This is a genomic window from Caminibacter pacificus, from assembly GCF_003752135.1.
Taxonomy (GTDB): Bacteria; Campylobacterota; Campylobacteria; order Campylobacterales; family Nautiliaceae; genus Caminibacter; species Caminibacter pacificus.
On record NZ_RJVK01000005.1, the window covers coordinates 1 to 22,036 of the forward strand.

General features: G+C 32.4%; 31 protein-coding genes and 1 tRNA gene. 11 read left to right on the forward strand and 21 right to left on the reverse strand.

What is annotated here, in order from left to right:
• Window positions 1-182: 182 nt before the first annotated feature.
• The 3 genes from EDC58_RS08480 to purB are packed head-to-tail and all read right to left on the reverse strand — an operon-like array spanning window position 183 to window position 2,793.
• A complete protein-coding gene (locus tag EDC58_RS08480) occupies window positions 183-791 on the reverse strand; it encodes a protein-L-isoaspartate(D-aspartate) O-methyltransferase (RefSeq protein WP_123353087.1) in 609 nt (202 codons plus the stop codon).
• Entirely contained in the window at window positions 788-1,462 is a 675-nt protein-coding gene (locus EDC58_RS08485) for a carbon-nitrogen hydrolase family protein (protein ID WP_123353088.1), read from the reverse strand. Before EDC58_RS08485 ends, EDC58_RS08480 begins: the two co-directional genes overlap by 4 nt.
• Complete coding sequence (purB, locus tag EDC58_RS08490; protein WP_123353089.1) at window positions 1,462-2,793, reverse strand: adenylosuccinate lyase; 1,332 nt, start codon at window positions 2,791-2,793, stop codon at window positions 1,462-1,464. The genes EDC58_RS08485 and purB overlap by 1 nt, the downstream gene beginning before the upstream one ends.
• A gap of 91 nt (window positions 2,794-2,884) precedes the next feature.
• Here purB and tatB point away from each other — a divergent pair, with 91 nt between their 5' ends.
• Together tatB and EDC58_RS08500 are read left to right on the forward strand one after the other, a co-directional pair.
• Window positions 2,885-3,211, forward strand: coding sequence for a Sec-independent protein translocase protein TatB (gene tatB, locus EDC58_RS08495; protein WP_123353090.1), 327 nt, complete (start codon window positions 2,885-2,887; stop codon window positions 3,209-3,211).
• Between the two features lie 9 nt (window positions 3,212-3,220).
• On the forward strand, window positions 3,221-4,111 hold the full coding sequence (locus tag EDC58_RS08500) for an RluA family pseudouridine synthase (protein ID WP_123353091.1): 891 nt from the start codon (window positions 3,221-3,223) through the stop codon (window positions 4,109-4,111).
• Window positions 4,112-4,331: 220 nt separating this feature from the next.
• Here the strand turns inward: EDC58_RS08500 and EDC58_RS08505 are convergent.
• Together EDC58_RS08505 and EDC58_RS08510 are read right to left on the reverse strand one after the other, a co-directional pair.
• A tRNA-Asn gene (locus EDC58_RS08505) sits at window positions 4,332-4,407 on the reverse strand.
• Between the two features lie 36 nt (window positions 4,408-4,443).
• The gene (locus EDC58_RS08510) at window positions 4,444-4,851 is read right to left on the reverse strand and encodes a hypothetical protein (protein WP_123353092.1); all 408 of its coding nucleotides are present in this window, start codon (window positions 4,849-4,851) and stop codon (window positions 4,444-4,446) included.
• Window positions 4,852-4,929: 78 nt separating this feature from the next.
• On the opposite strand from EDC58_RS08510, the gene EDC58_RS08515 reads away from it, so the two are divergent.
• From EDC58_RS08515 to EDC58_RS08535, 5 genes are read left to right on the forward strand one after another with little or no spacing between them, the layout of a single operon-like run.
• Entirely contained in the window at window positions 4,930-5,643 is a 714-nt protein-coding gene (locus EDC58_RS08515) for an AraC family transcriptional regulator (RefSeq protein WP_123353093.1), read from the forward strand.
• A 36-nt stretch (window positions 5,644-5,679) separates the two neighbouring features.
• Window positions 5,680-6,078 (forward strand): Fur family transcriptional regulator, encoded by a 399-nt coding sequence (locus EDC58_RS08520; protein ID WP_123353094.1) that lies wholly within the window; start codon window positions 5,680-5,682, stop codon window positions 6,076-6,078.
• A complete protein-coding gene (locus EDC58_RS08525) occupies window positions 6,047-6,850 on the forward strand; it encodes a metal ABC transporter solute-binding protein, Zn/Mn family (RefSeq protein WP_123353095.1) in 804 nt (267 codons plus the stop codon). The genes EDC58_RS08520 and EDC58_RS08525 overlap by 32 nt, the downstream gene beginning before the upstream one ends.
• A complete protein-coding gene (locus EDC58_RS08530; protein ID WP_123353096.1) occupies window positions 6,847-7,569 on the forward strand; it encodes a metal ABC transporter ATP-binding protein in 723 nt (240 codons plus the stop codon). Before EDC58_RS08525 ends, EDC58_RS08530 begins: the two co-directional genes overlap by 4 nt.
• Entirely contained in the window at window positions 7,557-8,336 is a 780-nt protein-coding gene (locus EDC58_RS08535) for a metal ABC transporter permease (RefSeq protein ID WP_123353097.1), read from the forward strand. Before EDC58_RS08530 ends, EDC58_RS08535 begins: the two co-directional genes overlap by 13 nt.
• A 33-nt stretch (window positions 8,337-8,369) precedes the next feature.
• On the opposite strand, the gene EDC58_RS08540 is transcribed toward EDC58_RS08535, so the two are convergent.
• Window positions 8,370-9,371, reverse strand: a complete 1,002-nt coding sequence (locus EDC58_RS08540; RefSeq protein ID WP_123353098.1) for a hypothetical protein — start codon at window positions 9,369-9,371, stop codon at window positions 8,370-8,372.
• 95 nt (window positions 9,372-9,466) lie between these two features.
• On the opposite strand from EDC58_RS08540, the gene EDC58_RS08545 reads away from it, so the two are divergent.
• Window positions 9,467-9,709: a helix-turn-helix domain-containing protein gene (locus tag EDC58_RS08545; protein ID WP_123353099.1), complete on the forward strand. Its 243-nt coding sequence runs from the start codon at window positions 9,467-9,469 to the stop codon at window positions 9,707-9,709.
• Between the two features lie 4 nt (window positions 9,710-9,713).
• Here EDC58_RS08545 and EDC58_RS08550 read toward each other — a convergent pair whose 3' ends face one another.
• On the reverse strand, window positions 9,714-10,127 hold the full coding sequence (locus tag EDC58_RS08550; RefSeq protein ID WP_123353100.1) for a type II toxin-antitoxin system VapC family toxin: 414 nt from the start codon (window positions 10,125-10,127) through the stop codon (window positions 9,714-9,716).
• Window positions 10,124-10,351 carry a DUF6364 family protein gene (locus tag EDC58_RS08555; protein WP_123353101.1) on the reverse strand — a complete coding sequence of 76 codons (228 nt, stop codon included), beginning with the start codon at window positions 10,349-10,351 and terminating at the stop codon, window positions 10,124-10,126. Before EDC58_RS08555 ends, EDC58_RS08550 begins: the two co-directional genes overlap by 4 nt.
• Window positions 10,352-10,426: 75 nt before the next feature.
• On the opposite strand from EDC58_RS08555, the gene EDC58_RS08560 reads away from it, so the two are divergent.
• Window positions 10,427-11,047, forward strand: a complete 621-nt coding sequence (locus tag EDC58_RS08560) for a TrmH family RNA methyltransferase (RefSeq protein ID WP_123353102.1) — start codon at window positions 10,427-10,429, stop codon at window positions 11,045-11,047.
• On the opposite strand, the gene EDC58_RS10105 is transcribed toward EDC58_RS08560, so the two are convergent.
• The 13 genes from EDC58_RS10105 to rsmA form a co-directional block, all read right to left on the reverse strand.
• Complete coding sequence (locus tag EDC58_RS10105) at window positions 11,048-11,188, reverse strand: hypothetical protein (RefSeq protein WP_170151139.1); 141 nt, start codon at window positions 11,186-11,188, stop codon at window positions 11,048-11,050.
• 9 nt (window positions 11,189-11,197) lie between these two features.
• Window positions 11,198-11,893 carry an MBL fold metallo-hydrolase gene (locus EDC58_RS08565; protein ID WP_123353103.1) on the reverse strand — a complete coding sequence of 232 codons (696 nt, stop codon included), beginning with the start codon at window positions 11,891-11,893 and terminating at the stop codon, window positions 11,198-11,200.
• Entirely contained in the window at window positions 11,890-12,498 is a 609-nt protein-coding gene (locus tag EDC58_RS08570; RefSeq protein WP_123353104.1) for a methyltransferase domain-containing protein, read from the reverse strand. The genes EDC58_RS08565 and EDC58_RS08570 overlap by 4 nt, the downstream gene beginning before the upstream one ends.
• A 2-nt stretch (window positions 12,499-12,500) precedes the next feature.
• The gene (locus tag EDC58_RS08575) at window positions 12,501-12,812 is read right to left on the reverse strand and encodes a type II toxin-antitoxin system PemK/MazF family toxin (protein WP_123353105.1); all 312 of its coding nucleotides are present in this window, start codon (window positions 12,810-12,812) and stop codon (window positions 12,501-12,503) included.
• Window positions 12,805-13,035 (reverse strand): antitoxin, encoded by a 231-nt coding sequence (locus EDC58_RS08580; protein WP_123353106.1) that lies wholly within the window; start codon window positions 13,033-13,035, stop codon window positions 12,805-12,807. The genes EDC58_RS08575 and EDC58_RS08580 overlap by 8 nt, the downstream gene beginning before the upstream one ends.
• A 43-nt stretch (window positions 13,036-13,078) precedes the next feature.
• A complete protein-coding gene (locus tag EDC58_RS08585) occupies window positions 13,079-13,756 on the reverse strand; it encodes an anaerobic ribonucleoside-triphosphate reductase activating protein (RefSeq protein WP_123353107.1) in 678 nt (225 codons plus the stop codon).
• Window positions 13,750-13,917, reverse strand: coding sequence for an anaerobic ribonucleoside-triphosphate reductase (gene nrdD, locus EDC58_RS10320; protein ID WP_123353108.1), 168 nt, complete (start codon window positions 13,915-13,917; stop codon window positions 13,750-13,752). Before nrdD ends, EDC58_RS08585 begins: the two co-directional genes overlap by 7 nt.
• Before the next feature lie 2 nt (window positions 13,918-13,919).
• The gene (locus EDC58_RS08595) at window positions 13,920-16,016 is read right to left on the reverse strand and encodes a ribonucleoside triphosphate reductase (protein WP_123353109.1); all 2,097 of its coding nucleotides are present in this window, start codon (window positions 16,014-16,016) and stop codon (window positions 13,920-13,922) included.
• 152 nt (window positions 16,017-16,168) lie between these two features.
• Complete coding sequence (gene pyrC / locus EDC58_RS08600) at window positions 16,169-17,134, reverse strand: dihydroorotase (RefSeq protein WP_123353110.1); 966 nt, start codon at window positions 17,132-17,134, stop codon at window positions 16,169-16,171.
• 12 nt (window positions 17,135-17,146) lie between these two features.
• Complete coding sequence (locus EDC58_RS08605; protein ID WP_338025536.1) at window positions 17,147-17,713, reverse strand: class I SAM-dependent methyltransferase; 567 nt, start codon at window positions 17,711-17,713, stop codon at window positions 17,147-17,149.
• The gene (locus EDC58_RS08610) at window positions 17,701-17,949 is read right to left on the reverse strand and encodes an HP0495 family protein (RefSeq protein ID WP_123353112.1); all 249 of its coding nucleotides are present in this window, start codon (window positions 17,947-17,949) and stop codon (window positions 17,701-17,703) included. The genes EDC58_RS08605 and EDC58_RS08610 overlap by 13 nt, the downstream gene beginning before the upstream one ends.
• Before the next feature lie 98 nt (window positions 17,950-18,047).
• Window positions 18,048-20,024: a ribonuclease J gene (locus EDC58_RS08615; protein WP_123353113.1), complete on the reverse strand. Its 1,977-nt coding sequence runs from the start codon at window positions 20,022-20,024 to the stop codon at window positions 18,048-18,050.
• Window positions 19,993-20,772, reverse strand: a complete 780-nt coding sequence (gene rsmA / locus EDC58_RS08620) for a 16S rRNA (adenine(1518)-N(6)/adenine(1519)-N(6))-dimethyltransferase RsmA (protein WP_123353114.1) — start codon at window positions 20,770-20,772, stop codon at window positions 19,993-19,995. The genes EDC58_RS08615 and rsmA overlap by 32 nt, the downstream gene beginning before the upstream one ends.
• Window positions 20,773-20,831: 59 nt before the next feature.
• Between rsmA and hisF the strand changes: the two genes are divergently transcribed.
• Both hisF and EDC58_RS08630 read left to right on the forward strand, forming a co-directional pair.
• Window positions 20,832-21,593 carry an imidazole glycerol phosphate synthase subunit HisF gene (gene hisF / locus EDC58_RS08625; protein ID WP_123353115.1) on the forward strand — a complete coding sequence of 254 codons (762 nt, stop codon included), beginning with the start codon at window positions 20,832-20,834 and terminating at the stop codon, window positions 21,591-21,593.
• 9 nt (window positions 21,594-21,602) lie between these two features.
• Window positions 21,603-22,034: a hypothetical protein gene (locus EDC58_RS08630; protein WP_123353116.1), complete on the forward strand. Its 432-nt coding sequence runs from the start codon at window positions 21,603-21,605 to the stop codon at window positions 22,032-22,034.
• Window positions 22,035-22,036 lie beyond the last annotated feature (2 nt).

Genomic DNA, 22,036 nt, shown 5'->3' on the forward strand with positions numbered 1-22,036 from the left:
GCAACTTATATCTAAGTTATCAATCATCTCAAACGCTCTCCCGCGTTTTGGGACTGAAAGTATATAATATTCCTACCCTCTTGTCAAGAGTTTTTTCCTCTTTTTTAGGAAATTTTATGAAATTTTTTTAAAAATTAATATTAAACGCCGAAATCTGGGAGTTTTTCTTTGAAGAAAATTTTTTATTTTTCTATGCCTTTTTTTATAGGAACAAATTCACAGGCTTCAAATTCTTCTTTTTTCCCATTTTTATAAAAGCGAGTAATTATTTGAACGCCACCTTTTTCTACAGGGGCAAGTATAAATCCGTTATCTTTTAATTGTGAAAACAAATCTTTTTCAATATTATCTATATAAGCTGATAATAAAATCCTATCATAAGGAGCATATTCTCTCCAACCTCTTCTTCCGTCATCACATTTTACATTAATATTATATAAACCTAACCTCTTAAATCTCTCTTTTGCAATTTCTACAAGTTTACAGATTCTATCTATTGTAAAAACTCTTCTAACTATTTTACTTAAAATAGCCGCTTGATATCCGCTACCGCATCCTATTTCCAAAACATTATCAACACCTTCAAGTTCTAAATACTTTGTCATTTTAGCAACTGTTAGAGGTGAACTTATCGTAGAATCATCGGCTAATGGAAGTGCTGATATTTCATATGCTTTTCTTTCAAATCCGGGTGGAACGAAGAATTTTCTATCGATTTCCAAAAAGGCTTTATATTCTTTAGGTCCCAAATCGACATAATCGGCTAATTTTTCCACTAATAATTGATTCATTGTATTCCTATATTCAGCTTTTTTCTTATTTTTTTGTTTTTATTAAAATCGACCTCAACCAAAACACTCTCAACACTCACCTCAACTCCATCACCCCAAGCGTCAAAAGAACATCCCCATGAAAATTCATTGGCACTATTTACAGCTATTACTTGAGACTGCGTAGATAGAGCCAATGCATTATTCAGTGTTTTAAAATGAGGCATTCTCTCTTTTCCCCACCTCGCCGGTACCAAAATCATATCAACACCTCTGAACTTTTCCCAATATTCTATAAATCTTAATTCAAAACAAATAAGACTTGCTATTTTTAACCCTCTCCATTCAAAAATTTCCGGCTTTTCTCCTATTTCAAAATATTCTTTTTCATTTCCGAAAAGATTATATTTCGCTCTTTTATATTTAAGCCCGTTATCGAATAAACAAAAATAGTTTTTATTATTATTTATTAATGTAAGCGCAAAAGCTTTTTTTAGTGAAGAAAGCTCTTGTATCGCTGTTTTTGCAAAACGATTAACATTATCCCAATTTTCATAATCAAATCCGGTTAAACAAACTTCCGGAAAAAGTAAAAAATCAGCGGGTGAATTTTTAATTATATTTATCACCCGCTTTAGATTGTATTCGTAATCTTTTGAAGTTTTAAAGTTTACAAGTTCTATTTTTTTCATTATTCCCCATAAACTCTTTTATAAATTTTATCTACGTTTCTCGTATAATATTCATAATCGAATAAATTTCTAATTTCCTCTTCGCTCATTACTTTGTTTAAATCTTCATCTTTTAGTAAATTTTCAAGGAATAAGCTCTCACCTTTTTCGTTAATCGGCGCTTTTCCTTTTTGTAATTCTTCCCAAACTTTCATTGCGTTTCTTTGAACGATTTTATATGCGTCTTCCCTACTGATTCCTCTTTTCGGAAGCTCAAGAAGCACTCTTTGAGAAAACACAAGTCCGCCTGTTAAATTTAAGTTTTTCATCATATTTTCTGGATAAACCACAAGATTTGAAATAATATTGTTCAATCTATGAAGCATAAAATCAGTTGTAATAAACGCATCCGGAAGCCAAAATCTCTCTACAGAGCTATGAGAAATATCTCTTTCATGCCAAAGAGCCACATTTTCCATTGCAGGATTTACATATGCTCTTATAACTCTTGCAAGTCCGGTGATATTTTCGCTAAGAACTGGGTTTCTTTTATGTGGCATAGCTGACGAACCTTTTTGACCTTTTGAGAAATACTCTTCCGCTTCATAAACTTCGGTTCTTTGAAAATGTCTTATGTTTACTGCGATTTTTTCAACCGTTGAAGCAAGCAATCCAAGTGCCGAAGCAAGTCTTGCGTATCTGTCTCTTTGGATAACTTGATTTGAAATAGGTGCGGGTTTAAGTCCTAAAAATTCGCAAGTTAATTCTTCAAGTTCAATCGGAGCGTGAGCGAAGTTACCCATAGCGCCGCTAACTTTTCCGACACTTATTACCTCGAGAGTTTCTTCAAGGTTTTTAAGATGTCTTTTCATTTCGTCATACCAGATTGACAAAACAAGCCCGAAAGTGATAGGCTCTCCGTGAATTCCGTGACTTCTTCCAACCATTAAAGTATATTTATGCTCCATAGCTCTTTTTTTAATCGATTCCATTACTATTTTAACGTCATCAATAATTATTTTTAAAGAGTCTCTCATTTGAAGAGCTACTGCCGTATCGATAGTATCGCTTGAAGTCATTCCGTAATGAACCCATCTGCTCTCTTCACCAAGACTCTCGGCTACACTTGTTAAAAATGCAATAACGTCGTGTTTTGTTTCTCTTTCTATTTCATCAATTCTTTTTATATCGAATTTAGCGTTTTTAATAATTTTTTCAGCATCTTCATCAGGAATAAGTCCTAATTTATTCCAAGCTTTCACAGCAGCTTTTTCCACTTCAAGCCATGCATTGAATTTAGCTTCTTGAGTCCAAAGGTTTTTCATCTCTTCACGTGCGTATCTTTCAACCATTATATACCCTTTTTATTGAAATTGTATCAAATCTTTACTTAAAGATGTTTTTAACTCTTTTGTGATATAATTGTCATAAAAAAGGCCGAGCATGCTTGATATAGGCTCAACTGAGTTTTTGTTTATTATTATTATCGCAATTATTGTTCTTGGTCCGGATAAGCTACCCGAAGCTCTAAAAACTACAGGTAAATTTATCGGAAAAGTAAAAAGAATGTGGAGAGACGCAACTGCGGATATCAGAAGAGAAATCGAACTTGAAGAGATGAAAGAAGAGATGAAAAAATATAAAGAAGAGCTCACAAAACTCCAACAAAAAATAGAACAAGACACAAGAGACATTAATAAAAACCTCACAAGTTTAGACGAACTCACCGCAATGGGAAACAGCAGAAATTTTAAAGATATGGTTAAATAAGGGTTTTTCTTGGGATTTGTTGAAAAAGAGTTTGAGATAAAAGATGAAAAAGTTCTTGATTTTTTAGTAAAAAAAGTCGGATTTAACCTAAGAGAAGCAAAAAGAGCTATTGATAGAGGAAGAGTTAGTGTTAATGGTAAAAGAGTTACTCAAAAATCACAAAAAGCGACCGGCAAACTTAAATGCATTATGTTCGAACCCAACGGCTACGGACTAAAACCTATTTTTGAAACTACTCATTTCGCTATTTTCGATAAACCCTCAGGTGTAGCAATACATCCCAAAAAACTTGCGAATACTAAAAGTTTACTTGACGATGTAAGGGCTTTATGGGGAAATGACGCAAATCTCGTCCATAGACTCGATAAAGAGACAAGCGGTCTTGTGATGGCCAGCAAAAATAAATTTGCCGAAAGTATTTTAAAAAGAGCATTTCAAGATAAGGATATCAAAAAAAGTTATTTGGCACTTGTAAAAGGTCGTTTGGATAAAGAGATGACGATAAAAAAACCGATTGCCGTTAATAAAGACGAAAACATAAAAGTAAAAGTAATTATTCACCCGGAAGGAAAAGAGTCGGTTACTATTGTAAAACCTATAAAAATTTTTGATAACTATACACTTGTAGAATGTGACCTGCTCACAGGAAGACAACACCAAATAAGAGTCCATTTATTCAGTATAGGTCATCCGATTGTAGGAGACCCTCTTTATGGAGTGGATAACGATTTTGCCGACAGATACTTAAACAAACTCGTAACCGAAAAAGAAAGAATTGCAAAAACGGGAGCAAATAGGCTAATGCTACACTCTTATAAGCTCGAGTTTGAATTTATGAATAATAAATATATCATCAAAAGCGACAGCTTTTTTGAGGTATTAAAAAATTTTATTAACTGAAAATTTAAGCGAAATTTAAGATTATTTTAATATAATTTCAACTGATTTCCCCTCCTTAAAAGTTTTTACCTCCTTAGTTCGGGCTTTTAAAGCCCTTGCTAATTTAACTCATCAAAGTGACTGACCCCTGTTATTCAATAATAGTTTTATTTATTTCTTATTTCTAATTTTATTTTTTTATTTTTGATTTGGTAATTTATGAGGATTTTTTGAGTTTTAGTGGCTCCGGCGGCAGGACTCGAACCTGCGACCCGACGGTTAACAGCCGTCTGCTCTACCGACTGAGCTACGCCGGATTGTGGATTGAAATTATAACAAATTTATGAAATTTTTCAACCGTTTTTTTCCAATTTTTTAAGATACCAATATATCGCTGGAAATCCGGCCAATATTTCGATAAAAATCGTAAGTATTCTACTAAAAATCGACCCTTTAAATATAACTGCTATCAATCCTATTATAGGAGTAACGATTATAAGAGCTCTCCATAAAATACTCCAATAAATTTTAAGATATTGCTTAATTCCTTGTACTTTAAATCCATGCAGATTAAAAAAATACCCTATCGCCCAAATACTGAAAAAAATAGTAATTATAAAAATCGAAATAAATATCTCTTTCATATAAAACCAAAAATTCGTATAAGTCATAATATCACTAAAAACGATAAATCCGGCAAAAATAACCAAAAACATAAAAATTGCAATATCAAGCCATAATAAAAACGCTTTTTTCATCATTTTAATTCCTTTCGCAATATTTTACTATCTAAAAATTAATTTTTTATTTACAATAAGAAAATTGATGAAGGAAAAAAGATGCTAAAAATCCAAAACGACATCTTTTTAATAACGAGCAAGTATCAAAACACCCAATTTAAACCCCATTTTCACGATACTTATTCATTCGCTTTAATAACTGACGGAGAATGCGTTGTTAATTTTAAAAACAAGACAATACATTATAAAAAAAACGATTTTAGAATAATAAATCCGTATGAAATTCATTATGTAAAAGGCGGTATTTGGGGCTATAAAAGCGTTGTCTTTGAAAAAAGCTTTGTTAATAGCATCACAAAAGAGATAATAAATAAAGAAAATATAATTTTTAAAAACAAAATAAATTCTACAAAATTAAACTCTCTTTTTTTAAAAATGTACGAAAAACAAGAGGAAAATATCTATTTCTTTTTTGAAGAGTTACTTAGTTTTTCAAAGGAGATAAAATTACCTAAAATCACTCTTAAAAAATCTATCGAATATATAGATGAAAACTTTACTCAAAAAATAAAATTGGAAAATTTAGCCTATTTGGAGCATATCAGTAAATATCACTTCTTGAGACTTTTTAAAAATCAAACGGGACTCACTCCTCATCAATATATTATTATCAAAAGACTTAATTTTGCTCTTGAACTTATGAAAAAAGAGAAAAACTTAGCCTATGTAGCCGTTAGAGCCGGATTTAGTGATCAAAGTCATTTTATAAAAGAATTTAAAAAAGTTTTCGGCTTTACTCCAAAAGAAAAATAATTTTGCAACTGAGTTGCATTTTGATATAATTTTATTATGAGTTGTGACAAAATAGAAAATCTCAAAAAAACGGAACTTCAAATAGCATTGTTGTTAAATGAAAAAGGAATAATGAGTGCAAAAGAGTTGCAAATAAAACTAAATGTAGATAAAGCGACTATTTATAGAAATTTAAAACATCTCTTAAAAAAACATACGATTAGAGAAATCAAAAATAGCGAAGGCATAGGGTTTTATGAACTAAACTGCAAAATTCACAACCCCATACACCCGCATTTCGAATGCAAAATTTGTAAAAAAATATATTGCTTAAAACCTTTCAATGCGGAAGATATTTTGAGTTTATCGAATTACAGCGAATACGATATAGAAGAAATCGAGGTTAAATTTAAAGGAATTTGTGATGAATGCAAAAAAATTAAAAGTAAAAAGTGAAAAATTAAAAATTTTATTAATAATGTTGTTTGTGACACCGCTTTTTGCCTTGAATATAAGTGTGACGATACTGCCGCAAAAAGGAGTTGTTAAAGCAATAGGAGGAGATAAGGTAAACGTTAACGTTATGGTACCTCCTGGAAATTCTCCGGCTACTTACGCACCTGATTTCAAACAATTAAAGGCTCTTAAAAATTCTCAAATCTATTTCACGATAGGAGTGCCTTTTGATAAAAAATATATTGAAAAAATTAAAGAAATAAACCCTCAAATCAAAATTATAGATTTCGGAAAACTTATAAAAAGAGATTCGAATCCTCATATTTGGCTAAGTCCGGCTCTTTTAATGCTCCAAGCAAAAACGGTCCTTGATACGCTTATTCAAAACGACCCGAAAAACAAAGCTTTTTACCTAAAAAACTACCAAACATTCGTATCAAAACTTTCAAATCTTGAAAAAAAAGGCTTTTTAACAATAAAACAAAAAGCATTTTTGACTTTTCATCCGTCATTTCACTATTTCGCAAAAGATTTTTTAATAAAAGAAATAGCTTTACAAAAAGAAGGAAAATCACCAAGCTTTGCATATTTGGCTAAGATTATCAAACTCGCAAAAAAAGAAAACATAAAAACGGTAATAATATCTCCGGAATTTCCGACTAAATACGCAAAAATAGTGGCAGGTAAAATCGGTGCCGATGTGGTAACTATTTCTCCTCTAAACGAAAACCCTCTAAAAACTATAAACTCTTTAATCGAGGCTCTTAAATGAGAGCCGTAGAAGTCAAAAATCTCTATTTCAAATATGAAAAAGAGTGGGTTTTGGAAGATATTAACTTTTCTCTTGAAGATAAAGAATTTATGGCGATAATAGGACCGAACGGAGGCGGAAAAACTACTCTTTTAAAAATTCTTTTGGGATTTTTAAAACCGAGCACGGGGGAAGTAAAAATTTATGGAAAACCTCCTAAAGACAACAGCCAAATAATAGGCTACGTACCTCAGCATACCAATTTTTCTCTTGATATTCCTATTACGGTTTTTGACATAGTACTTCAAGGAAGACTTAAAAAAGGCAAATTTTTCTACTCAAAAGAAGATAAAGAAAAAGCAAACGAAATACTAAACAAACTAAAAATTTATCAATTTAAAGATAGAAAAATAAAAGACCTCTCAGGAGGCCAAAGACAAAAAGTTTTAATTGCAAGAGCGCTTGTAAGCGAACCCAAAATAGTAATGATGGACGAGCCGACAAGCGCAATAGACCCTACAGGTCAAAAAGAGATACTCGATTTAATCGAATCGCTTGAAATTACCCGTCTTGTAGTAAGTCACGATATAAAAATACTATTAAGAGACGTAGATAAAATAGCATATATTCACAAAAAAGCAGTAATTCACGAAGGACCGAAACTAAATATTCCAAAAGATAAACATTTTTGTGAAGTGGAACTTATAGAATTTTTAAAGGATGAGAGTTGTGGGATTTAATTAACACATCAATTTATGCAAGCATACTTTTAAGTATAGCAATAGGCATAATAGGCTCTTTAATCGTAATAAATAAAGCAACCGCCATTACGGGAAGTATAGCTCACGGAAGTTTCGGAGGGATAGGAATCGGAATATTTTTAGGTACTTCGATTTTATTAACAACTACTATTTTTACCGTAATATTGGCTCTTATATTGGCTTTGATAACAATATTTTACAGACATAGAGCAGACAGCCTTATAGGTGTAATATGGGCCGTGGGTATGAGTATCGGTATTATATTTTTATCACTTGCACCTGGATACAATGCGGACGCATTGAGTTATCTATTCGGAAATATTTTACTTGTGGAAAATAAAGATTTGCTGTTAATGGGAATAGTGGATTTGATTTTGATAGTTTCCATTCTCGTTTTATATAACAGATTTCTTGCAATGAGCTATGATATGGAGTTTTTGAAAATAAGAGGTATAAATTCGAATCTTTTGTTTACTTACTTTTTGGTTTTAACATCTCTTACGATTGTCATAAGCGTTAGGGCTATAGGTATTATTTTGATTTTGGCGCTCTTTACGATTCCTCCACTTATTGCGGAAAAATTCACCAAAAGATTTTATCAAATGATTATTTTAAGCTCGATTTTGGCTTTTATATTTATGAGTGCGGGAATCATAATAAGCTATTTCTACGACCTCTCTCCTACTCCTATTATCGTCATAATCGCAGCAACGGGGCTATTTTTGTCGTTGTTTAAAAAAACTTAATTAATACTATAAACTCACCAAAAAGGCGAGTTTTTAATTATTTTTAATTTCTTTTTTCAAATTTTTAATTAAACTGTAATCAATCCCTTTTTTAGTCTCAAAAAATTTATAAATATCGTTCCAAATGAGCATAAACTGTTTTTGAGGATTATTTTTATTTTCGCACCAAATATAACCTTTTTTACTCACAGGAAACATTTTAAGCTCAATATTAGGATTTTCGTTTTTTTCTCCGAACTGTTTATAGAGTTTATCATACATCATAAAAAGATAATCTTTCATCGTCATTATTTTCATACCCGTCCCAACGTCGGTTGCAATATATTCAGTTCCTCCTAAATATTTACAAATAGGATATGTCGTAATTAAATAATAATTATCTCTTCCGTAATTTTTTATTCTGTCATAATCTTTTACGATTTTATCAACATTCGAGTAATTATTATGTGTTAAAAACGGCATGAAAGAGTCTAAAACATAGTCTTTTTTTAGAGGCATCGGATTTTCATACTCAATTTTAAAATATCTATGCCATTTTATTCTTACTCCTCCGCCTAAACTTGCCGCTATGTTTTGTAATTGCGTATCGAAAAGTCCAAGTTCATATAAATAAAAATTCTTTCCGTTATTTGTTTTACACATACCAAGTCCCGGTATTGTAGTGTTTTTGTTTTTTATTGCTCTATATTTATTTATTGGATTAAGCATACCAAAATTAAGATTTAAACTTACAAATTTTTTTCCATAAAACCATTTTCCACCAATCTTTTCACAATAATCAGCTAAATCAGTTACCGCTCTTTCAGCGTCGTTTGCATTAATGTTATCTATGCTTACCATATTCATAACTGTAAATAAAGTTTTCTTTTCGCTATCACCAAAAATCTTATAAACATATTTATTTTCATTCACAACATCTCTTGGCGTAAGGTTTTGTTTTTTAATCTGTTCCGGTGAAGCATTAAAAGTTTGAATTCCACAGCCTGTTAAAAGAAAAGTTCCCAATACCGTTACTGACACTAATAGTTTTTTCATTCTCTCTCCTTTATATTATCCTATAGGATAAAGACAAAAAAATTATATCTTCTTATTATTCTTATGTCAATTTATCCGATAGGATTATTATATTTATGAACAAAGAGATAGAGGATTTTTACAAAAAAATAGGATTTAATGTTAAGAAAAAAAGAATTCAAAAAGGATATTCCCAACTTGAACTTGCCTTAGAAATAGGTATAAAATCAGTAGCTTTTTATTCAAATTGTGAAAACGTAAGATACGGAAAACACTTCAATCTCGAACATCTTTATAAATTATCTAAAGTATTGAATATTGATATTTGCGAATTTTTTGAAGACATTAAAGATAAATAAAATTTTAATCAACTATCTTAGACAAAAACTCAACGGGAGTTAAAACTTTGACTTTTGAAGTTTTAAATCCTTTTTTATCTCTCGTTATAATAAAATCTATACCTTGCAAATAGGCACTTGAATATATTATACTATCCTCAAAATCATTAAATCCGGAATTAAGCGCTTCTAATAACACTTCTTTAGTAACGGGTGTAACATCAAAAAGTTTTAATAATTTATATACTACATCATCAGCCGTTTTTTTATTATATGCTTTTTGCACCAAATAATGAATCGTATCCATACTTGAAGCGCATAAGAAACCGTCAATTTTTCGTTTTTCAACAGCATTAAATATTTTTTTTATTTCTTTAAAATAGGGTTCTCTTTCCATAAAAAAATCAAGTACGATATTTATATCTAATAATACTTTCATAAATATTTTTCCTCAAGATGTTTTTCATAATCTTCTTTTGAAATATTTTTATTTTTCAATATTCCGCTAAGTGAATTAGTAATAGGAAAATCTTCTTCTTTTTCAAGTAATGATTTAAAAAATTCGTTCACTAAACTTGATACGCTCGTATTTTTTTCTTTTGCATATTTTTTTATTTTTTCTATCAATTCTTTTTCACTATACAAAGTAATTTTTGCATTCATGTTTCAACCTTGTAGTATAGTTTATTTAATATTATACGACAAATTGAGTATAATTTCAATTAAAAAAGGAGTGAGGTGTATTTAGTAAGCGAAGAGAGACTCAATAAAATGAAACGTATTTTAGAGACTCGCCAAGATACTTTGAGAGTTTTTATGGATTACGTATATTCCCCTCATAACCTATCGGCAATAGTTAGAACTTGTGATGCGGTAAATGTGGGAAAATTATATTATCGTCACCAAAAAAAAGTAAAACTCAACAACGAAATCACAATGGGCGCTCATAAATGGATTTTTCACGAGTATGTGGATGATATCGAAAAGTTTTATAAAGATATCAAATCTCAAGGTTATCAGGTAGTGGTTACTCTTCTTGATGAAGACACGGTTGATTTTAGAGAAGTGGATTATACAAAGCCTACTTTAATAGTCCTCGGAAATGAAGTGGACGGAGCAAGTGAAATTAGTATCAAATATGCTGATAAAAAAGTAATTATTCCGATGTACGGTATGAGCCAGAGTTTAAACGTATCGGTTGCAAATGCGGTAATCTTATATGAAGCACAACGTCAAAGAGCGGCAAAAGGCATGTATGACAAACCTCAACTTCCACAAGAAATTATAGAAAAAACCCTCAAAAAATGGGCTTATGACGATATAATCGAAGAAAATTTAAAAAGGCCGAGAAAAAAATAATCACTCTTTATCCAAATCTTTCCACGCTTTTTGAGCGTCTTGTTTTTGCATTTCAACACTCGGATTTTGTTTTTTTACAATAGTCTTCGAAGAACATCCTACGACAAAAATCGCTATCAAAGCCAATAGTATATATCTCATATTTTCTCCTTAAAATTCAATAATTCTTCCTACTCCTCCAGGGATGTAGTTTTCTGAGTATTCAGCTTTAAAAATCTCTATTGCCAAATCTCCGGAGCAGTGAGTAGGAGTTACGTACTCAACTCCCAAAGCTTTAAGTGCTTTTATAACTTCAATAATTTCACTCTCACCGCTTCTCATAAGATGAAACCCTCCAAGAGCGTATAAAACGGGCTTATTTAACATTTCTATAGCACGACGAACGATATTGACAATTCCCGGATGAGCACACCCTGTCACTACAATGCTAAAATCCCCCTCATCAATCACCAAAGACTGCTCCCCTATTGGCATCATAACGCCTGTAGAGTAAAATTTACCAAAAAGTTTAGTAGGATTTTCGTGGATTACTTTTACTTCTCGACTTAGTCTTTTTAAATCCCTGATATAGAGTTTTGAGAGACTATCCGGCAAAAAAAGAGTCATATAAGGATTAATATCCAAAACGCTATCAATCCCACCTATATGGTCCCAATGAGGATGTGAAATGAAAAGATACTTAAGCTCATTAATTTCAACTCCCATTTTTGCCATATTTCTTACAAGTGCACGTCCGTTGCTTCCCGTATCAAACAGAAAATAATCGTTTATTACACAGCTAAATCCCCAAAAACTCTCAAGCTTTTCATTTGCTACGTAATTGTCAAAAACTATTGAAAATTTCACTTTTTACCCCTTATAACTTTAAAAGCTCCGCCGTTGCAGTCGTTTATTTTAAATTTTAAATTATCCAAGCTATCACCGTATAGGTTTTCTTTGCATTCAAAATTTTTAAATCCTGCCTTTTTCATTAGATTAATTATATCGTCTTTACTGAAAAAAGTTGCCGGCGCGTAAAATTTTGAATTTTGCTTATTTTTTTCATATGTTTTCCCAAGAGGAGAGTTTTTATCCACAAAAGCTACAAGTAAAAATCCACCTTTTTTCAAAGCCTTATAACAATTTTGAATAGTTTTTAGAGGGTCTTTTACAAAGCAAATCGTCGTTACCATCAAAATAAAATCGAATTCTTCCTCAAAATCCATCTCTTCAGCCGTAATTTCAAGGACTTCAATGCCTCTATTTCTTGCAATCTCAGCCATTTTACGGCTTGGCTCTATACCGAATTTTATACCAAGAGGAGCGGCAAAACGTCCACTTCCGACTCCTATTTCCATTCCCCTGCCTTTTGGCAATAGGGTTTTCATTGTCTTTAGCTCTTCTTCGTAAATTTTAGGGTGTTTTTCAAACCACTTTTCATAATCTTCATAATACAAATCAAAAAGATTCATCTTTACTCCACAAGCATTATATTCAGAATTTTTTTAATTTCGGAAATAGTTTTTAAATCAATTTTTCCAAGCTGTTTAATAACTCTTTTTTTATCAATCGTTCTTATTTGATCTAACACAATGAAAGAATCATCTTTTATTTTAACTCTTGTGGGATATTCTTTTGATTTTGAAGTCATAGGAGCAATAATTAAGGTTTTTATATTAAAATTCATTTCATTCGGGGATATAATTACACAAGGTCTAGTTTTTTTTATTTCGCTTCCTATTGTTGGGTCTAAATTGACAAGAACGATTGAATATTGCTCATACATTAAAATCCCCATCAAGCATATCATCAATTAAAAGTTCATCATCTCCGTTTTTTCTCATTTCTTTAAAAGCTTCATTCCAACCTTTTCTCGGATTGAGCGGTTCAATAATCAATCTTTCACCTTCTTTTATGATTTTTACTTCATCACTATCTATTCTTAACTCTTTCGGGATTCTAATAGCTTGAGAATTACCGTTATAAAAAACTTTTGCAATCGCTTCCATATAAGCTCCTTTTTAAAAAGTATATACAAATACATACAAAAAGTCAAAAATTCCTAAATTCAATAGGAATTAAATCAAGAAGTTTTGAAGTATCAAGTTTTCTTTTTTGAGGTCCGATATTTCCGATAGTCTCTTTTTCGGTTTCGAAGTAGTTTTGAAGATAATAAGTTCCCTTGTAGCCTTTTTGGTGGAGTATTTTGATAATTTCATTGATATCGTTTTCATCTAAAAAGTCGGTATGAACGGTAGTGCGGACTTCAAAATCAACGTCACTTCCAATCAAAAAATCAAGCGTTTTTTCAAATTTTTCATAATGTCTGTTTTTGGTAATTAATTCAAACTTTTCAGGTGGCGCTTTAAAATCAAGAGCAATATAATCTACAAGATTTTTTTCAACCATATTCCTAATAACATCAAAATTTAACCCGTTGGTATCAAGTTTTATATCAAATCCCAAATCTTTAATTTTTTGACTAAAAGGAATCAAGTTTTTATATAAAGTAGCTTCCCCTCCCGTAAAACTAACCCCGTCAAGCAAACCTACTCTTTTTTTTAAAAAGTCCAAAATTTCATCTTCTTCTATTCTTTTTTCTCCGAAAACCACATCTTTATTGTAACAATAAGGACAGCGCATATTGCACCCGCTAAACCAAATAATAGCCGCAAGGCACCCGGGAAAATCAAGAGTCGAGAATTTTTGAAACGAAAAGATACCTAACATTCTTTAAAATACTTTCTCTCTTTATGCTCGGCTTTTTTACCGATATTGAAACTCTCTACCGGTCTATGGTATCCCATAACTCTTGTGTAAACCATACATTTTTGGCGTTTGTGTTCCACTTTTTTTAGTAATTCTTCTTTAGTTAATGTTTTTACTTCCATTTTTACTCCTTATTTTCAAGTTCTTCTAAAAGTTCTTCGTCGCAATACGGACAATATTCGTGCTCTCCTGCGATATATCCGTGTTTCGGACACACGGAAAATACCGGTGTTATCGAAATATACGGCAGTCTAAAATTAGTAATCGCTTTTTTTACCAAGTTTTTGGCAGCCTCAGGTGAGCTTAATTTTTCGCTCATATATAAATGAAGTACCGTACCTCCGGTATACATCGTTTGTAATTCATCTTGAAGCTCAAGCGCTTCAAAAGGGTCATCCGTATAATCCACCGGCAGCTGAGATGAGTTCGTATAATATGGAGTGTCTTCAAATCCGGCTTGAATGATATCAGGAAATCTCTTTTTGTCCTCTTTTGCGAATCTATATGTCGTACCCTCGGCAGGAGTCGCTTCAAGATTATAAAGATTACCCGTTTCTTCTTGATAAATTTTGAGTCTTTCTCTCATAAATTCAAGCACCTCTTTAGCAAACTCTATCCCTTTTTCAGTGGCAATATTTTCCCTATCACCTGTGAAATTTCTAATCATTTCATTCATTCCGTTTACGCCTATGGTTGAAAAGTGATTATTAAATCCCGGCAAATATCTTCTCGTATACGGATAAAGACCTCTATCATACATTTCTTGAACGAATTTGCGTTTTTTCTCAAGTGTCGATTTTGCCAAATCCATAAGCTCCGCAAGCCTTTCAAGCAAAGCTTCTTTATCACCCTTAAACAAATACCCAAGACGAGCCATATTAATAGTCACAACTCCTATACTTCCCGTCATCTCGGCACTTCCGAAAAGCCCACCGCCTCTTTTTAGAAGTTCTCTTAAATCAAGTTGAAGCCTACAGCACATACTTCTAACGGCTCCGGGTTCATAAGCGTTAGGATTTCTTACTTTGTTGCCGTTTTCATCGATAATGTACTGACTTCCAATGAAATTTTGAAAATAACTACTCCCTATTTTTGCCGTATTTTCCCATAAAGCCTTAGCCGCTTCACTATCCCAATCAAAATCTTCGGTAATATTTACCGTCGGTATCGGAAACGTAAAAGGCTGGCCTATTGCGTCACCTTCCGTCATCACCTGATAATACGCTTTTATAATCTCTTGCATTTCAGGTTCGAAATCTTTATAGGTCGCATCTGTTAGTTTTTTGATTTTAGGGTTTCTTTTTTTAAGTTTTGCCAAAAGCTCTTCATCTTCAATACCCTCAAAAAGATGTCTGTTATTGCGAGTTGGAATTTGGTCTTTCAAATCATCCGGTACTTTAAAATCAAGGGTAATATTCGTAAAAGGACTCTGCCCCCAGCGAGCCGGTACGTTCAGGTTATACACAAAACTCTCAATTGCTTCTTTTATTTCTTTAAATAATAGTTTGTCTTTAAAAACATAAGGAGCCAAATACGTATCAAAACTACTAAAAGCCTGAGCTCCCGCCCATTCGCTCTGAAGTATCCCCAAGAAATTCGCCATCTGTCCAAGAGCGCTTCTAAAGTGGCTCGGAGCTTTTGCCTCAACCCTACCTCTAACTCCGTTAAATCCTTCGTTTAAGAGATTTCTCAAACTCCACCCCGCACAATAAGGAGCCAAACAATCCAAGTCATGAATATGATAATCCCCTTCTCTATGAGCTTTTCCTTCTTCAGGAGAGTAGATTTTATCAAGCCAAAAGTTCGCTATAACTTTACCGGCCGTATTATTAATAAGTCCAGCGTGTGAATATCCGGTATTGGAGTTTGCATTAATTCTCCAATCGGCTTTATTTATATACTCTTCGATAGTAGTATTACAATTGATATAAGTAGCTTCTTTATCAAGCAAATTTTCGCGTTGCAATTTATGAAGATGTCTATAGAGCATAAAATTTTTCATTACGTCAAAATAGCCGTGCTTGTATAAAGACTTCTCTATCAAATCTTGAATAAATTCAACTTCCGGTGTTTCAATTTTTTGAAGCTGTTTTATCACCTCTTCAAAAACATTAAAATCATAACTAACACCGGTCGCTTCAAAAGCTTTTTTTATTGCGTCTTCGATTTTATAAGGATAGTAGTTTTGGTAACTTCCGTCCCTTTTGATTACTTTTTTCATTGTCTCTCCTGAACTCAAATTCAGAAAATTATACTCCCATAAACTTATTAAAACCTTAAAAAATACCGAGATTTAGGGACTCTTTTTATCTTAAATGAAGCCAAAACCACCACAAAAACGAAGAAAAGAAGAGGAAAAAATTTACAAAAATTTTACAAAACTTTATATCTAAACACTCTTCCAGCAAACATAGGTTTAACTTCTCCTACGATATAAGGAGCAGTCCACTCTTCTTCTATAATTTCAACTTTTTTTTCAGGAACGTTTAGATTGAAGTTTTCTCTTGCGTTATCGCTGATAAATTTTTGGAAAGTTTCGATATCTCCGTCAAAAAACTCCGCAAGAGCAGGTAAAATAACAGGAGCACTAAACAACCCCGCCGCTCCTTTTAATTTGTTTTTTATAGGATGAGGGGCACTGTCGCTTCCGAACATCACTTTTTTATGTCCCGATTTTACGAATTTTTGGATAGCGTCTCTATCTTTTGGAGTTTTAATTACGGGTTTGCAAAAATTATGAGGGTTTAAAGCGCCTCCGATTAAATCGTCAAGAGTCAATAATAGATGATGAAGAGTAACCGTCGCATAAAGATTATCGTATCTATCCAACAAATCAAGAAGTTCGGCACTTCCTACATGCTCCATAATTATTTTCAGCTTAGGAAAATCACGTGCGAGTTTTTCATAAACAACGGCAAATTCTCTTTCTCTATCAAGAACAAATCCGTTTGTTTCTCCGTGTACGGAAAGCGGAATATTAAGCTCTTGCATAATCTCAAGAACGGGATATACGTTTTCTATAGACTTTACCCCGCCTTCACTATTTGTAGTAATTCCCGCCGGATAAAGTTTAATTGCAAAAATATCTTCAGCCAAATCCAAAAGCTCATCTTCAGTATATTCTCTCATAAAAACATTCATTAAAGGCGTAAAATTCTCACTATTTGCCAAAATTTCTTCTTTATAAGATTCAAGTCTTTGTCTATTATCCACAGGAGGTACGAGGTTTGGCATAATAACCGCAGCTGCGAATTGCTTTGCGCTGTAAGGAATAACGTCTTTTAACATTTTTCCTTCTCTAAGATGCAAGTGCATATCAATAGGAGTATTCAAAATCATAGCAAACCTTTTTTATGTAATTTTATCTAAAATATAAACCTGAGTGACCCAATCGATTTTTCTATCAAGCGAATCGTTTGAAATATTCTCTTTTAACAATCTAAACCCGTTTTTTAAAAAGAGAAATTTTAAGTTTTTCGTATTTATGCTATCAAAGCCGTCTCTTTTTTTAGTAGAAAAACTCAAAATCAAAACGCCTTTTCTTTTTAATAAACTCTTTAAGTTTTCGATAGCTTTTACATAATAAAATTTTCTTAAATGCATCCAAACGCCTATTAAAGTAACAACATCATATTTTTTTGAAAGTTTTATATGAGGAAGCTTTTGATTGTAGATTTTGATTGAAGAATCTTTTTTGGAGCAAATTTTTCTAAATTCGATTGAAGGCTCGACACATTCTACATCAAACCCCAAACTTGTAAAAAAAGCAACGTCCCTACAACTCCCGCACCCTATATCAAGTAAGGTTTTTCCTTTTAAATAAGGAATAATAAATTCATAAAATTCCCGCATATCGGCACTATCGTACCTTTTAGCGAGAATTTCGGCATTTTTATCGTAATATTTTATAGAACGAATTTAATATCCTTATGATTTTGAAGTCTTTTGAAAAACTCGTTTCTCTCTTCTTCGCTTGTTACGTATGCTTCGAATTTTTGAGAATAATATTTCCCTTTTTGGTTATTATCTTCTATTTTACACTCCTGATTATCAATACACTCTTTAACCGCCGCTCTCATTTTTTCTTTATCTTCACCGATAATTCTAAATCCCCACATTCTAGGATATTCGATTTTATTTTCTTTTTTTTCCATATTCCCCTCCTTAAACTTTTAGTGTTATTATATCAAGTTTCTTTATTGCTGTAAAGATAATAAGGGAAAGTGTGTTTTGAAGAAATAAAAAAAGAGGTTTACATAAAGTAAACCATTGGTACGATTGTAGGATATTTTTTTGTTTTTCTAAATACGTGTTTTCTTATAACGTTTCTAAGCTCGTTTTCGAATATTCTATTTTTTTCATAAACATAATCTTTTGCATGGTCGATGTAGTTGATTAATAAATCTTCCATCTCTTTTGCGAAAGCTTTATCTTCTTTGTCGGCGATAATACCGAATGTCGTAACTCTCGGGCGTCCTATTAGTTTTTTGTTTTGTTTGTCAACTTGCGCAACTATCATTATGATACCTTCATTGGCAAGTTTTTGTCTGTCAATTACGACATCGGTTTCAATTTGCTCGTTGATTTGATTGTCAATATAGATTTTTCCTACTTTTACGTTTTTAACTTTTCTTACTTTTTTAGGTGTAATTTCCCACTGCTCTCCGTCTTCCATAACAAAAATATTTTTCTCGTCCATTCCGGTAGAAATAGCTGTTTCTCTATGTTTCATCAAGTGATTGTATTCTCCGTGTACCGGGAAGAAATATTTAGGTTTTACAAGTCTTAGCATTAATTTTTGCTCTTCTTGGCTTGCGTGCCCCGAGACGTGAATCTCACTAAATTCGTGATAAGCTACTTTTGCGCCTTTTTTCATCAAAAAGTTAATAAGCTGAGAAACGGTAGGCTCATTACCAGGAATCGCTTTTGCCGAAATAATGATTTGATCGCCCTCTTTAATTTTTACGTGTCTATGCTCATCAATCGCCATTCTATAAAGAGCACTCATACTCTCACCCTGGCTTCCAGTAGTAATAATCAAAATCTCTTCATCTTGATATTTTCCTATTTCATACGGGTCTATAAAAATATCTCTTGGCAATTTGATATATCCCAAATCCATAGCAACATTTAGGTTTTGTTCCATACTTCTACCGATAATACACACTTTTCTTCCGAACTTAATACCTTTTTCTATAGCCTGATATACCCTGTGAATGTTTGACGAGAAGGTAGACATAATAACTCTGCCTTTTGTCTTCATAAACAAATCTTCAAACGTCTTACCCACTACGCTTTCACTCGGAGTAACTCCCGGTTTATATGAATTTGTAGAGTCGCTAAACAGTGCCAATACACCTTTTTCTCCGTAATGTGCGAGTCTGTGTAAATCAGGTGGATATCCGTCAATCGGTGTATGGTCGATTTTGAAGTCTCCGGTATGAATAATCGTACCGATAGGTGTTTGAATAGCAAGAGAAGAGCTATCAACGATAGAGTGAGTCATATGAATCCACTCTACTTTAAAATCCCCGATTTGAATCGGATGACGTTTTTTTACGCTTCTAAAATAGCTTTTGTATTGAAGCATTTTGTGTTCTTTGAACTTATTTTCTATCATTGCAAGAGGTAAACTTGTCCCGTAAATAGGAAATTGCATCTCTTTAAATAAATAAGGCACCGCTCCGATATGGTCTTCGTGTCCGTGTGTGATAATTAAACCTTTAATTTTATGTCTTATCTCTCTAAGATAACTAAAATCAGGAATCAAAATATCCACACCATGCATATCTTCGCTTGGAAAACTCATACCGCAATCGATAATAATAGCGCTATCTTCCGTTTCTAAAACGGCACAGTTTCCACCGATTTCGTCAAGTCCGCCAAGAGGAGTAAATCTAACCCACCCTTTTTTATTGCTATCGATTTTATTAAAACAACTTAGTCTTGCTTGATGAATTTTTTCGTTTTCGTCAAAAGCTTTATTTAAGTCTTTAAACCAAACGAAATTTTTTTCATTTACGTTTTTTTGAGGTTGGAGAGATTTATAAGTCGTTCTTTTTTGGTTGTTTTTTTGATAATTATTTTTTTTATACTCTTTTTTCTCAGATTTTTCTTGATTTTGGTTTTGATTGTTATTTTGATTTTTTTCGGTATCGTTTTTAAGATTTTCTTCTATTGTATTTTTTATTGCTTCATCAAGAGTTATCTCTTTTTTTTCTTTTTCCATACTCACTCCTTTCTTTTAGCGCAGAAAAGAGCCGGAAAAAAGTAGAGCCGTCAACTTGGTGAGGTCTTATAGTATCGGCAAGCCCGAATTCTTTCGGATCGAAGTTTTTATATACTGCGGATAAATTTTTTTTGAGAGTTTTTCTCGGATTTGCAAAAGCTATTTTTAAAAACTTTGCAAACTCCTCGTCATAAGAATCTTTAAATTTTCTAAACTCTATGACACTACTTGTTACTTTCGGAGCCGGGACAAAAGCACCCGGCGGTATATCAAATAGTTTTTTAACATCAGCAACTTGACTTGCCAAAATAGCTAATGAGCTATAATTTTTCTCACCAAGTTTGGCTGAAAATTTATCCGCAACTTCTTTTTGAATTAAAACCAAAATGTTTTTACATTTAGGGTCTCTTAAGGCCCTTAAAATTATATTGGTAGCGACGTAATAAGGAAGATTCGCAATCAAATCATAATCTTCCTCTGCTAAACTACCTTTTTGCCAATACTCTAATACATCACCGCATTTAAGATTTAGGTTAGGAAATTTCTCTTTTAAAATTTCACATAAATCTTTATCTATTTCGTATGCCAGAACTCTTCTTTTTTCCAGCAACTTTTCTGTTAAATCGCCTAAGCCAGGCCCAATTTCAACAACTAAATTATCGGTATTGGGCATCGCTTCGGAGATTTTTTCTAAATAGTGCTTATCTTTAAGAAAATTTTGTCCGAATTTTTTCTTTGCCTTGATTATAGCATATCCTTTTTAAAAATGTAAATAGTTTGATAAAATTATAACAAAAAAGGCTATTTATGGAGTATTTTGCCAAACGTATCATTCCTTGTCTTGATGTAAAAGACGGCAGGGTTGTTAAGGGAGTAAATTTTGTAGGACTGCGTGATGCGGGAGACCCTGTAGAAGCAGCTATCAGATATAACGAAGAAGGTGCGGACGAGCTCACCTTTCTTGATATTACCGCAAGTCATGAAGGAAGAAAACCTATTGTCGATATCGTAAAAGAAGTTTCAAAAGAAGTATTTATTCCTCTAACCGTAGGAGGAGGTATTAGCGAATTAAATGATATTTACGATTTATTAAACGTCGGATGTGATAAAGTCTCTATAAATTCAGCCGCCGTCAAAAGACCGGAATTTATAAATGAAGCAAGTAAAAGATTCGGTTCTCAATGTATAGTAGTAGCGATTGACGTTAAAAAAGTCGCTCCCAATAAATGGAACGTTTTTATAAAAGGTGGTCGTGAAGATACCGGACTTGATGCTATAAAATGGGCTAAGGAAGTCGTAGATAGAGGAGCTGGTGAGATACTCCTAACTTCAATGGACGCAGACGGCACAAAAGCCGGATTTGATATCGAAATAACCGAAAAAATAAGCAAACTCGTAAACGTGCCCGTAATAGCAAGCGGTGGAGCAGGAAAAATGGAACATTTTAAAGAAGTTTTCGAACACTCTGCCGATGCTGCACTTGCGGCAAGTATTTTTCACTTTAAAGAAATTGATATTATCGATTTAAAAAATTACCTTAAAAATAACGGAATTTCCGTAAGAATTTAGGAGAAAAAATTGAAAAAACTTTTATTTTTACTTCTTGCGATTAAACTTTTCGCTTTTGATGTTGTTTTTACAAAAGTATATAAACAATATGTAGTCCCTAAAAAAGAAGCTATCTTAATCCAAACACACGATGATACGTTAACTTTTCCTTTTAAATATTTCAGAGTTCAAAACGGATATATTTTAGTCGGTGATATTGATCAAATCAATATGTGGCTTGATAATGAGTTTTATGCTCCAGAGGATGCGAAGTTTAAAAATATTAAAATTGCTGTTGTCGATAACGATAAAATTCAATACAAAATCATTAACAAAATAAAAAAAACATACAAAAATTGCAAAATAAAAGAAGTTATTTTTTTAACGCCTGATGAAACAAAAATCATTACAAAACCACAAACAATTGTTGAAAAATATAAAATTGTTTTAGATTGCAAATAAAG

Excerpts from the sequence above, each read along its gene's own strand:
- EDC58_RS08480 (WP_123353087.1), bottom strand. The coding sequence starts at position 791 with ATGAATCAATTATTAGTGGAAAAATTAGCCGATTATGTCGATTTGGGA.
- EDC58_RS08485 (WP_123353088.1), bottom strand. The coding sequence starts at position 1,462 with ATGAAAAAAATAGAACTTGTAAACTTTAAAACTTCAAAAGATTACGAA.
- purB (WP_123353089.1), bottom strand. The coding sequence starts at position 2,793 with ATGGTTGAAAGATACGCACGTGAAGAGATGAAAAACCTTTGGACTCAA.
- tatB (WP_123353090.1), top strand. The coding sequence starts at position 2,885 with ATGCTTGATATAGGCTCAACTGAGTTTTTGTTTATTATTATTATCGCA.
- EDC58_RS08510 (WP_123353092.1), bottom strand. The coding sequence starts at position 4,851 with ATGATGAAAAAAGCGTTTTTATTATGGCTTGATATTGCAATTTTTATG.
- EDC58_RS08515 (WP_123353093.1), top strand. The coding sequence starts at position 4,930 with ATGCTAAAAATCCAAAACGACATCTTTTTAATAACGAGCAAGTATCAA.
- EDC58_RS08520 (WP_123353094.1), top strand. The coding sequence starts at position 5,680 with ATGAGTTGTGACAAAATAGAAAATCTCAAAAAAACGGAACTTCAAATA.
- EDC58_RS08525 (WP_123353095.1), top strand. The coding sequence starts at position 6,047 with ATGAATGCAAAAAAATTAAAAGTAAAAAGTGAAAAATTAAAAATTTTA.
- EDC58_RS08530 (WP_123353096.1), top strand. The coding sequence starts at position 6,847 with ATGAGAGCCGTAGAAGTCAAAAATCTCTATTTCAAATATGAAAAAGAG.
- EDC58_RS08540 (WP_123353098.1), bottom strand. The coding sequence starts at position 9,371 with ATGAAAAAACTATTAGTGTCAGTAACGGTATTGGGAACTTTTCTTTTA.
- EDC58_RS08545 (WP_123353099.1), top strand. The coding sequence starts at position 9,467 with ATGAACAAAGAGATAGAGGATTTTTACAAAAAAATAGGATTTAATGTT.
- EDC58_RS08550 (WP_123353100.1), bottom strand. The coding sequence starts at position 10,127 with ATGAAAGTATTATTAGATATAAATATCGTACTTGATTTTTTTATGGAA.
- EDC58_RS08555 (WP_123353101.1), bottom strand. The coding sequence starts at position 10,351 with ATGAATGCAAAAATTACTTTGTATAGTGAAAAAGAATTGATAGAAAAA.
- EDC58_RS10105 (WP_170151139.1), bottom strand. The coding sequence starts at position 11,188 with ATGAGATATATACTATTGGCTTTGATAGCGATTTTTGTCGTAGGATGT.
- EDC58_RS08570 (WP_123353104.1), bottom strand. The coding sequence starts at position 12,498 with ATGAATCTTTTTGATTTGTATTATGAAGATTATGAAAAGTGGTTTGAA.
- EDC58_RS08575 (WP_123353105.1), bottom strand. The coding sequence starts at position 12,812 with ATGTATGAGCAATATTCAATCGTTCTTGTCAATTTAGACCCAACAATA.
- EDC58_RS08580 (WP_123353106.1), bottom strand. The coding sequence starts at position 13,035 with ATGGAAGCGATTGCAAAAGTTTTTTATAACGGTAATTCTCAAGCTATT.
- EDC58_RS08585 (WP_123353107.1), bottom strand. The coding sequence starts at position 13,756 with ATGTTAGGTATCTTTTCGTTTCAAAAATTCTCGACTCTTGATTTTCCC.
- nrdD (WP_123353108.1), bottom strand. The coding sequence starts at position 13,917 with ATGGAAGTAAAAACATTAACTAAAGAAGAATTACTAAAAAAAGTGGAA.
- EDC58_RS08595 (WP_123353109.1), bottom strand. The coding sequence starts at position 16,016 with ATGAAAAAAGTAATCAAAAGGGACGGAAGTTACCAAAACTACTATCCT.
- pyrC (WP_123353110.1), bottom strand. The coding sequence starts at position 17,134 with ATGATTTTGAATACTCCTATTGATATGCACTTGCATCTTAGAGAAGGA.
- EDC58_RS08610 (WP_123353112.1), bottom strand. The coding sequence starts at position 17,949 with ATGGAAAAAAAAGAAAATAAAATCGAATATCCTAGAATGTGGGGATTT.
- EDC58_RS08615 (WP_123353113.1), bottom strand. The coding sequence starts at position 20,024 with ATGGAAAAAGAAAAAAAAGAGATAACTCTTGATGAAGCAATAAAAAAT.
- hisF (WP_123353115.1), top strand. The coding sequence starts at position 20,832 with ATGGAGTATTTTGCCAAACGTATCATTCCTTGTCTTGATGTAAAAGAC.